This is a genomic window from Ruminobacter amylophilus (genome assembly GCF_900115655.1).
Lineage (GTDB): Bacteria > Pseudomonadota > Gammaproteobacteria > Enterobacterales > Succinivibrionaceae > Ruminobacter > Ruminobacter amylophilus.
Genome location: NZ_FOXF01000076.1, coordinates 1 through 7,306, shown reverse-complemented (window position 1 = coordinate 7,306; position 7,306 = coordinate 1). Strand labels below are relative to the sequence as shown.

The following is a 7,306-nucleotide window of genomic DNA, read 5'->3' as shown; positions in this document are numbered from 1 at the left end:
TCCGGCCGACATACGCAAAGTGATGTATACGACCAATGCCATTGAGTCTGTAAATTCCAGCCTTAGAAAGGTCACTAAAAAGGGATTCTTTGAAAATGAAAATTCGGTATTTAAAATTTTCTATCTCAGAATTACGGGTGAACTTGCCAAGAAATGGAACAATGCTAAAATACAGAATTGGGCAAAGGTTCTGAACCAGCTATCCTGTCTTGATGAAACCAGCACAAGGATAGCTAGGTACATTAGATAATTTTTCAAAAGGGGCTTAACAAGGGTTTACACGGAATCGCGTTCACTCTCTTTTACACTAGATTACGAACTTCGTCACCAAAAAATATTCATGAAAGACAATTTCATGAGCAAATTCCGTAATCTCTTGCATCATATCATTCGGAAGAATTGATGTGACCCCATATGAACCGTAGATTTGCTCCCCGTCTATCGTCACGGAACACAAGTAGTATGCGGTTCCTTTGCCAGGAATGTAGTAGTCTCTCGGAGCCTCACAGATATCAATCTCTACGGAACAACAGAACATTTCTGAATACATTGCAGATAACTGTCTGGCGAATCTCTGTAATGTTTTTTCTTCTTTAGTCATTCCTTTAACCTCTCCAAAACTCACAAAAAAGACTTTTATAAGAATCTAGACATGGAGCTTTGAGACCATTTGCCTTGGCTGTCAGGAGCAGGGAAATCGCCTTCAGCAATCATCTGCTTAAGTTCAGTCGGCTTGACGTTAAGCTGGGAACATACTTCGTTTACGGTATAGAGGACAGCTGCAGATTTTGCGGTTGGCTTACTGACGGTTTTCTTAGGTCTGCCTGGCTTCTTCTGGTGAGCTGTTTCTTTCTTTGGTTCTGATGTCGCATTGGTGTTAAGGTAAACATCAAGAAAATCGGAAGCGGTAACACCTTTGTCTATCAGGTACTTAATGAGCTGGGTTAATTTGTCTTTGTTCATTTGATATCTCTAATTATTAAAAATCTATTCATTGATTGAACCTGTCGGAAAAATTGACAGGTTCAACCTCACAAAACTTCACAAAACCTCACAAGTGTTCGGTAATTCCGAATAGTTGCTAGAACGGAAGAGGATCGTTAGGCATGTCAGGAGGTGGCATATTCTGCGGAGACGCTTGCTGAACGGTGGCTTGTCTCTGCTGCTGATAGCCTTGCTGAGATTGAGCCGGTTGTTGCGGCTGCCGCCGCACATGAGACCGTGATGATTAAGCATCAGTGGACTAATGGTAAGATTGCGTCTTACTCGCTGAAGCTTCTCGGATATCAGATTGTGTCCGGTACTGCTGACGGTTTTATGCAGCTTAAGATAACCGGTAAGCAGGAAAGTGATGTAACCTGGTCAACAGCAACAACTGTTTCAGGTTGATTGAGTGTGTAAGGGGATGAAAATCCCCTTTTTTATTAGTAAGGAAGGATGGAAATATGTATTTAGAGAAGTTTAAAGAATTCAAGTACAAGGTTGAAAAGGTTGAAGTGGATGGGGTTGTCTTCTATCTAAGGGAAATAACCGGTGATTACTTCATGAAGTTTAAGGATGAGAAGGATAACTTCATGCAGACCTGCAGGATGATTCATGCATCATTGTGTGATGAGAATGGTATGCTTACCGAAAATCCAGCGGATGTTAACGAATTCATCAAGGTTGTACCTAACAAGACCATGATTGCGCTTGCTGAAGAATTTGCAAAGCTGAATTCATTCGAAAAGAAGGAAACCGAGTTAAAAAACTCGTAAAATCTGATTACACATTCAGACTTGCGGTAAGGATAGCGAGAGAGATTCACAAACCAATAACGGAAGTGTTGAGCTATCCTATTACGGAGCTTCATTATTGGGGTGCTGTTTATCTTGAGGAATATTATCAGGAGCACCCTGAAGAGCGTTGCAGAGCACGTAACAATAGGGCTCTTACAGCTGATGAATGTGAATCAGAGCAGGCAAAATTCAAGATGCTGATGACCAGACCAGCGCCCAAAAAGACGAAAAAATAGCCGAAAATTATTGAATCGCCTTAATTTTTATATATAATTTAATTAAGGTGATTTATTTTTTTTTGTTGGGGGACGTATGGACGATGATTTTGTATATGTGAGTAGCGCCTATTGTCCAGAAAGCGAAAGATTAGGAAAGAAGATATTTGGTTTTCTAATCGACTTCCCTGCATGGACACTGATCGGGTTGGTAATAATCGCATTTTTACCTAGAGATATAGAATTCTCCAGTAACTTGGCTAAAGGCTTGTATGGATTATGGGGACTTTCATTTCTCGGATTGTATTGGACAAGGCATGTGTACGTTCTGCTTTGGAAAATGATTAAATTTACATTCAGAAAGATTTTTTAAGTCTGTTTTTTTAATATTTTTAAGCTCGCTCCGGCGAGCTTTTTTATTTGGAGAAAAGTATGGCTGATCCATTTATTAATGTAGGTGTAAATGCTGATAATTTAAACAATGGGTTTCAGCAGGCAGCGCGAAATATTTTTAATTATTCTCAGACAATTCATTCGACGATTAATAATGTAACTATTGATATGTCAAGAATGTACAACCAGGTAAACAACTACAACAATCAAGTGATTACGGAGTTTAATCAAGTTAATGCTTCTCTGGTGAACATGCGAAATAATGCCGTAACGACGAATAACACCTTGACCAATGTCATAGCTAGACAGGAACAGCAGATACATACTCAAAATCAGATAATGGAAAGGACTGCCACAAGTACGGGGCAAATTATACAAGGTGCTATGACCAAAATTGGCCAATCTTTTGTCAGTATTGCCGCAAGAATTTCGTTATCAGGTATTCAGGCTTCCAAAGTTTACGAAGACATGTCGGCAAAACTTAGTGTACTTACAGGTGATATAGATTCTGCCAGGGATAAATTCTGGGAACTTAATGCTCTGGAAGACAAGACTGCAATTGCCACTGACAAGCTTGCTCAGGCGTATTTAACGTTAGGTAATAACGGTTTAACCAGAAGCTCCAAGCAGTTAGAGAAGTATGCTGCCATAGCCCAGGGAACAAACAAGGATATTACGGGGCTAGCTCAGAATATCAGTAACTTTGTGAACGGTCGTCTTCAGTCTCTGAAGGAGTACGGGATAACAGCTGAAAGAAACGGCAATAAGGTTGTAATGTCTTTTAAAGGTGAAAAGAAGGAGATTGAAGCAACATCTGAAGCGTTGGAACAGTATCTGGGGCAATTGGCAGATACTCAGTTCGGTGGCGTTCTTGAAGCTAGAACAGGAACATTGACTGCATCTTTTGAAAGATTGCAGAACGCATGGGGAACGTTAACTACCCGAATAATGGATGGAAGCAGTGGTGCCGGCAGTGTTTTAACCGTGTTTGTCGATAATGCTACTGATTTGCTTAATTGGTTTGCTGATTGTTTGACGAATCCTGCCTTTTCCGAGTTTTTCAGCACAATTGCCGAAGGCTGGAAGTCTATCTTAGATACGAGGAGGGAAAAGCTCTCGGCATTGGGGGATAAGATTTCGGAGTTTTGGAGTGATTCAGGAGCGGCATCAGCTCTCGGGATTGAGAGCATAAGTGATTATTTTACACAGTTCTTCAATTTCGTGCGTGCCGGGTTTATGGAAGTTGCCAAACAGGCAGAGAACGCATGGACAGCTGTAAAGGGCGGCCTTTCCGGAGCGAATGAGTTTATTATTGAATTTGGCACAAGCTGGGATTGGGACAAGGCCAGCAAGGCTTTTAACAAGGAGGTTAACGAGGCGGCTGATGCCATGATTGAAAATGACAAAATCTGGGATACAGCTATAAAGCTTCAATTTAAAGACATTGAGAAGAATCTTCAGGAGTTGAAGAAAAAGCGCGAAGATGCGGCCAAGGAACTTGGAAAAGAAGGGAATGGGGATGATGGCAAACCGCGAAAGATTGGTGGAACCTCCGGCTCAAGCGGTGCATCAAAGAAGACCGATACGTGGACATCTTATTACAATCAGCTGATAAAGAGTCAGCAGTCAGGTCTTTCCGAACTTGAAAAGGCTTATGCCGATTACTACTCAAAGATTGATGAAATCACCAAGAGGGCGAGTGAATCAAGTATTGTCGATCTGCAGCAGGTTGCCAACGCAAGACTTCTTGTTGAACAGGAGCTTGCTGACAAGATTAAGCAGATTCAGCAGGATGCACAGTCATTTATCTGGGATCTTACCGGTAATGAGATTGCCAAGCTTCAGAGCGATTATCAGGCAAAGCTTGATCTGCTTAATACGTATCATGAACAAGCATTGATTTCGGAAGAATCGTATACCGAAGCGGTAAAGGCTCTTTATGACAAATTCTATGCCGAACAGACCAAGAAGAGTGGAAAGGATAAGAATAAAAACTCGTTCTTTACTGCTCAGGATTTGGATAACATTCAGTCTTTGACTGACGGATTGGACTCAATGACCGATGCATTCAGCAATCTGACGCAGGGCATGAGCGAGTCAAGTGCGACCTACAGAGCGTTGTTTGCGATCCAGAAGTCATTTGCCGTGGCATCTGCGACGATGAATGCGATTGTTGCGTGGACTAATGCGTTAGATGAAAAGCCATTCTGGCCGAACGGTATTGCTGCATATGCGAATGCGGTTGCCATGACGACCAACATCCTCGGACAGCTTAAGTCTGTGACCATGCATGATAAGGGTGGTTACATACCTGCAGGCGGTCTAGGTATCGTCGGTGAGTACGATCCCGAACTTGTTCGGGGACCTGCGAACGTGACTTCCAGAAGAGAGACGGCAGACCTTGCCCGATCTGCACTGACAGGCGGCTCAAAGGTAACCATCAACCTTATCGAGGATCAGAGCCGAGCAGGACAGGTTGATAGTCGTGAGCGAGATGGCGATGAAGTTATCAACATCTTCGTGAGCAACATTCGAAAGGGCGGTCAGATGGCAAAGACCTTGGAAAGCACATACGCACTTCGTCGATATGGAGCATAGGAATGAGGGCAACTTAAGGTTGCCCTTTATTTTTTGAGGAAAAAGAATGAGTGATTTTAAGTTTTATCCGCAGGACTTACCGAAAGCACTGCAGTCGGGATACACGGCCAAGCATAAGCCGAACATGCTCAGAACTGCCACGTCGATGAGAATGGCGATGCGAACATTACTTCGTATCCGCTGTCGGTTAACCAGGAAAAGCTGACAGCATTTGGAGTGACTAATCTTGAACAGGCTCAAGCTATGGGCATGAGAAGACTTCGCTATCTGCGGAGTACCAGAGTGACCTATGAGATTGAGACTGAATACGATGGACTCAACTGTCAGTTCAACGACCTTGTTGGCTTGGTGCTTGATGAGAACATCAGCAACGTGACAGGTCGCATCATCAGCTACGACGATGCTGCCTTGACAGTGACGACCGACATGGAAGTTCCTGATGAGCTGCAGAGCGGTATTGTTTACATTCGTAAGCTTGACGGAAGTTGTGAGCAGTACACGTACACTCGCAATGACAGTCACAATCTGACGATAGACAGAGCGTTGCCGTCATGGTCTGACGACTACGGCCAGACGATTGAGTATCCGTTCTTTGCGATTGGTGAGCTTGTGAAGTGTTGGGTCACTGCGGTTAAACCTGCAGATAAAAAAGTCAGTCTGACTTTGGTTAATTATAATGAGGACGTTTTTAAAGATGACTTATAAGACAGTAGCCTTTTGCGTAGTCGACTCGGACTACATCGATCCTGCCATCGTTGCACTTACTTCGTTCTTCCGGTTTAACTCAACTAAAGTCGTGTGCTATGTGGAAGAGGGGACAAACTACCAGAGACTCAGACAGGCGACTGCAGGTCACCCGATTGAGTTTAGAGTTGTGGAGTTCCCTCAGTTCCAGATACATGAGACATTGGGGAACAAGTACCTTGAACTTTTTGTGAGCAGGAAGTCGTTACCTGCGTTCGCAATGAGAATTCTGGCATTACAGGAACTGAAGAAAGAGGCAGACATTATCGTCAACTTTGACCTTGATGTTCTGTTCTTCAACACAATTCAGTACCTCGTGGACAAGTGCAAGCCGAATCGTGTGTACGGAGTATCTGAGCGGAAGAACCGTGACAGATGGATGAGCAATCTGCAGCTTAACGATATCATTCCGAATCAGGTCTACATCAACACAGGACTTGTGGTGTATGGAGCTGAGACAATTGCCCCGGATCTGATAGAGCAGTATGAAAGTTTTTTACATGAATTCTCAAAACACATTTACTGCCCGGAGCAGGACTTCGTGAATCATCACTTCGGCAACGTCATTCAGGAGATACCTGCACACTTCAATCTGATGTTTACTGATGAACGGTACACGCAGTTAGCTCCTGTGATGGTGCATTTTCTTGGAGCTGATAAGCCATGGACAGACCACAGCTATAATGACCTATATACAAGGTATTACTTCAAGAGGTATTTCCTTGAGTGTAAGAGAAATCAGGGATGTTTGACTGAACATTTTTCCCAAAAAGTGCGGGCAAAATCTGAGTGTGTAGGAGGTGTTTGTGTTTGAGTCCCAAAGACACACAGATCATCTTGGTGAAGAGTATCCATCACTTAAGGCAATGTGTGAGCATTATGGAATTTCCATGAGCTTATACCTTAATCGTAGATATAACGGAGCAAGTAAGAGAGATGCTTTAACTCTCCCGATAAGGCGAAAGAGGTACTACAAGTACAAAGGTCACATCTTTAAGAACAAAGAAGGACTTTTGGCCTACGCAGGACTGATGCCTACTGAATATTGGTTCATCGAGAAAGATGTGGTTGTGATCTGATGTGGGTATTTTTTGATTTTATAAAAACTGAAAAATACAGTAAAATCAATGTGTTTATTAGGTTTTTTCTTGTTATTGACGTAAGAGCAGGTAATTAGAACATTTTTGTAAAAACGGCATGACACCTTGAAAAATCAAGGAGTTTACATATCACCAAAAAACTGATGTTATGCTAAACTGTACCCCTGAGTGTGGACACGGATAATTTGAGTCCCCATAGAAGTGGACACCAGGGTTTTAGTGTATCCCTTGTTTTGGACATTACCTTGAGTGTGGTATTCTTTAATTACAGGAGAAATAGCATGAGTAAGGTAAAGTTTTCATCTAAGCAACAGGAAATTCTGCGAAACAACAAGTATACCGTTCGAGTTACTGCAAACATTCTGTCGTTATCCAAAGAGTTCAAAGAGATATTCTATAAAGAGTATCTCTCTGGGGAAATTCCTAGTAATATTCTGTGTAAGTATGGATATCCTGTAGAGATTCTAGGTAAGGAACG

Annotated in this window: 12 protein-coding genes; 10 read left to right on the top strand and 2 right to left on the bottom strand. The window is 42.5% G+C overall.

Features of this window, described 5'->3' with window-relative positions; genetic code table 11:
- On the top strand, positions 1-250 hold a 250-nt coding region (locus BMY80_RS11515; protein WP_143066536.1), incomplete at its 5' end, for a transposase.
- 57 nt (positions 251-307) lie between these two features.
- On the opposite strand, the gene BMY80_RS11510 is transcribed toward BMY80_RS11515, so the two are convergent.
- Together BMY80_RS11510 and BMY80_RS11505 are read right to left on the bottom strand one after the other, a co-directional pair.
- Positions 308-601 carry a hypothetical protein gene (locus BMY80_RS11510; RefSeq protein ID WP_093143831.1) on the bottom strand — a complete coding sequence of 98 codons (294 nt, stop codon included), beginning with the start codon at positions 599-601 and terminating at the stop codon, positions 308-310.
- Between the two features lie 35 nt (positions 602-636).
- Entirely contained in the window at positions 637-963 is a 327-nt protein-coding gene (locus BMY80_RS11505) for a helix-turn-helix domain-containing protein (protein WP_093143828.1), read from the bottom strand.
- Between the two features lie 153 nt (positions 964-1,116).
- On the opposite strand from BMY80_RS11505, the gene BMY80_RS11500 reads away from it, so the two are divergent.
- The 9 genes from BMY80_RS11500 to BMY80_RS11460 form a co-directional block, all read left to right on the top strand.
- The gene (locus BMY80_RS11500; RefSeq protein ID WP_093143825.1) at positions 1,117-1,389 is read left to right on the top strand and encodes a hypothetical protein; all 273 of its coding nucleotides are present in this window, start codon (positions 1,117-1,119) and stop codon (positions 1,387-1,389) included.
- Positions 1,390-1,445: 56 nt separating this feature from the next.
- Complete coding sequence (locus BMY80_RS11495) at positions 1,446-1,757, top strand: hypothetical protein (RefSeq protein WP_093143824.1); 312 nt, start codon at positions 1,446-1,448, stop codon at positions 1,755-1,757.
- A 65-nt stretch (positions 1,758-1,822) separates the two neighbouring features.
- Complete coding sequence (locus BMY80_RS11490) at positions 1,823-2,014, top strand: hypothetical protein (RefSeq protein WP_245730181.1); 192 nt, start codon at positions 1,823-1,825, stop codon at positions 2,012-2,014.
- Positions 2,015-2,090: 76 nt separating this feature from the next.
- The gene (locus BMY80_RS11485) at positions 2,091-2,366 is read left to right on the top strand and encodes a hypothetical protein (RefSeq protein ID WP_093143818.1); all 276 of its coding nucleotides are present in this window, start codon (positions 2,091-2,093) and stop codon (positions 2,364-2,366) included.
- Positions 2,367-2,425: 59 nt separating this feature from the next.
- Entirely contained in the window at positions 2,426-4,984 is a 2,559-nt protein-coding gene (locus BMY80_RS11480) for a hypothetical protein (protein WP_143066535.1), read from the top strand.
- 216 nt (positions 4,985-5,200) lie between these two features.
- Positions 5,201-5,689: a hypothetical protein gene (locus tag BMY80_RS11475; RefSeq protein ID WP_143066534.1), complete on the top strand. Its 489-nt coding sequence runs from the start codon at positions 5,201-5,203 to the stop codon at positions 5,687-5,689.
- Positions 5,661-6,542, top strand: coding sequence for a glycosyltransferase (locus BMY80_RS11470; RefSeq protein WP_093143809.1), 882 nt, complete (start codon positions 5,661-5,663; stop codon positions 6,540-6,542). Before BMY80_RS11475 ends, BMY80_RS11470 begins: the two co-directional genes overlap by 29 nt.
- Positions 6,535-6,807, top strand: coding sequence for a hypothetical protein (locus BMY80_RS11465; RefSeq protein WP_093143806.1), 273 nt, complete (start codon positions 6,535-6,537; stop codon positions 6,805-6,807). Before BMY80_RS11470 ends, BMY80_RS11465 begins: the two co-directional genes overlap by 8 nt.
- 302 nt (positions 6,808-7,109) lie before the next feature.
- Positions 7,110-7,306, top strand: a 197-nt coding sequence (locus BMY80_RS11460; protein ID WP_218140345.1) for an HTH domain-containing protein, incomplete at its 3' end; no start/stop codon positions are given.

Excerpts from the sequence above, each read along its gene's own strand:
- BMY80_RS11480 (WP_143066535.1), top strand. The coding sequence starts at position 2,426 with ATGGCTGATCCATTTATTAATGTAGGTGTAAATGCTGATAATTTAAAC.
- BMY80_RS11485 (WP_093143818.1), top strand. The coding sequence starts at position 2,091 with ATGGACGATGATTTTGTATATGTGAGTAGCGCCTATTGTCCAGAAAGC.
- BMY80_RS11470 (WP_093143809.1), top strand. The coding sequence starts at position 5,661 with ATGAGGACGTTTTTAAAGATGACTTATAAGACAGTAGCCTTTTGCGTA.
- BMY80_RS11495 (WP_093143824.1), top strand. The coding sequence starts at position 1,446 with ATGTATTTAGAGAAGTTTAAAGAATTCAAGTACAAGGTTGAAAAGGTT.
- BMY80_RS11510 (WP_093143831.1), bottom strand. The coding sequence starts at position 601 with ATGACTAAAGAAGAAAAAACATTACAGAGATTCGCCAGACAGTTATCT.
- BMY80_RS11505 (WP_093143828.1), bottom strand. The coding sequence starts at position 963 with ATGAACAAAGACAAATTAACCCAGCTCATTAAGTACCTGATAGACAAA.